General features: G+C 66.0%; 1 protein-coding gene. It reads right to left on the minus strand.

Annotated features, from left to right (window positions below; translation table 11 throughout):
• Positions 1-1,007, minus strand: a 1,007-nt coding sequence (locus EF918_RS36080; RefSeq protein ID WP_185922102.1) for a dihydropteroate synthase, incomplete at both ends; no start/stop codon positions are given.

Genomic DNA, 1,007 nt, shown 5'->3' on the forward strand with positions numbered 1-1,007 from the left:
GGCTGCTTGATGCCGAGGTTGACGACGTTGTAGCCGTTGTTGGACAGGATGATGTCGACGAGGTTCTTGCCGATGTCGTGGACGTCCCCGCGGACGGTGGCCAGCACGATCGTGCCCTTGCCCTCCGCGTCCGACTTCTCCATGTGGGGCTCCAGATGCGCCACCGCGGTCTTCATCACCTCGGCGGACTGGAGCACGAACGGCAGCTGCATCTGCCCCGACCCGAACAACTCACCGACGACCTTCATGCCCTCCAGCAGCGTGTCGTTGACGATGTCCAACGCCGGCCGGGTCAGCAACGCCTCGTCGAGGTCGGCCTCCAGACCGTTCTTCTCCCCGTCGATGATCCGCCGCTGGAGCCGCTCCTCCAACGGCAGCGCCGCCAGCTCCTCCGCCTTGCCCGCCTTCAACGACTTGGCGGTGGCACCCTCGAACAGCGCCATCAGCTTCTGCAGCGGGTCGTAGCCCTCCGCCCGCCGGTCGTAGATCAGATCCAGCGCGGTGGTGACCTGCTCCTCGTCGAAACGGGCGATCGGCAGGATCTTCGACGCATGCACGATCGCCGAGTCCAGCCCCGCCTTGACACACTCGTCCAGGAAGACCGAGTTCAACAGGATCCGCGCCGCCGGGTTCAGACCGAACGAGATGTTCGACAGACCCAGCGTGGTCTGCACGTCCGGGTGACGCCGCTTGAGCTCACGGATCGCCTCGATCGTGGCGATGCCGTCCTTGCGGGACTCCTCCTGACCGGTGCAGATGGTGAAGGTCAGGGTGTCGATGAGGATGTCCGACTCACGGATCCCCCAGTTCCCCGTCAGGTCCCCGATCAGCCGCTCGGCGATCTCGACCTTCTTCTCCACCGTCCGCGCCTGACCCTCCTCGTCGATCGTCAACGCGATCAGCGCGGCGCCGTGCTCCTGGGCCAGCCGGGTCACCTTGGCGAAGCGGGACTCGGGGCCGTCACCGTCCTCGTAGTTCACCGAGTTGATCACGGCCCGGCCGCCCAG

It is taken from the genome of Streptomyces sp. WAC06614, from assembly GCF_003949795.1.
Classification (GTDB): domain Bacteria; phylum Actinomycetota; class Actinomycetes; order Streptomycetales; family Streptomycetaceae; genus Streptomyces.